The sequence below is a fragment of the Acinetobacter sp. ACNIH3 genome (assembly GCF_002918965.1).
GTDB classification, from domain to species: domain Bacteria; phylum Pseudomonadota; class Gammaproteobacteria; order Pseudomonadales; family Moraxellaceae; genus Acinetobacter; species Acinetobacter schindleri.
The window spans coordinates 1-921 of record NZ_PQLP01000142.1 but is presented as its reverse complement, the minus strand read 5'-3'; the positions used below and the strand labels follow the sequence as shown (position 1 = coordinate 921).

Here is a 921-nt window from a genome sequence, read left to right as displayed (position 1 = left end):
ATTGCGTAGCAGGATCAAACCAAATGGCAATATTTCCGCGACTCATGAGTGCTCGGTTATATGCGGGCCAATTGGTTGTGCGGTAGATTTTGTGTGTAGGCTTCTTCATTTGAAAATTATATCGCTATAAAAGGCCAGAGGCTTACCGTATTGTTCAATGTAGGCTCGGGTTGAAAGCATATAGTCGAAGGTCGTTTCCGCCTCACAGAAGCGCAGATGCAACAGCTTTCCAGTGGCATCATCGATATAAACCAGCAAGCAGCACTTAGCAGCGCGTCCTTCGAACCAGTCATGATATGAGCCATCAATCTGGATTAGCTCACCGAAGCAATCCCGGTTATAACGTGGCTGATATGGACGTTTAAGGCGCTTGGATCGTGGAATCCAGAGGTCATTTGCAGTCATCCAGCGCCGAAGCGTTTCTACCGGGATATTCAGGTCAAACATGCTGCTGAGCTTCTCATGGGCCAAGGTAGGTCCAAATCCCAGCAGATGTTCAGAAATAATGGAAAGACATTTTGATTTTAATAAATCGTCATGGCGATGATGGCCCGGTTGACCACGACTGGCATGCGCCATACTTGAAACACCATCTTGATTGAGCTTCTGTAATAACCGGGTAATTTGACGGGTTGAAAGATTAAGGATTTCAGCAGCACGGACTTGTGTAATACGATGATCTCGAACGTCTTGCAGAACTGCAAGACGTTGAATTTCTTTGTCAGACATAGTGATCAGCATCTATATTTATATCCAGTCCATGATGGTGAAAACCATCATAAACTAGACATTTTGGTGGTGTTTCAAAAAGTATGCTGGCATTAAACGAATCCATTATTGATATAAAAGAACACTAAATCAAAGGCTTTGAAATGATTTTCAAGCTTTTTGGAGAAGTTGCAGCTTCTCCTAAAGCCTCGC

Annotated in this window: 3 pseudogenes; all 3 read right to left on the bottom strand. The window is 43.6% G+C overall.

Going from position 1 to position 921, the window contains the following annotated elements:
• Window positions 1-109 (bottom strand): annotated as a pseudogene (locus C3420_RS17110) (IS5/IS1182 family transposase); the annotation flags it as partial.
• 11 nt (window positions 110-120) lie between these two features.
• Window positions 121-741 (bottom strand): annotated as a pseudogene (locus C3420_RS17105) (helix-turn-helix domain-containing protein); the annotation flags it as partial.
• Window positions 742-821: 80 nt separating this feature from the next.
• Window positions 822-921: pseudogene (locus C3420_RS17100) on the bottom strand (IS1 family transposase); the annotation flags it as partial.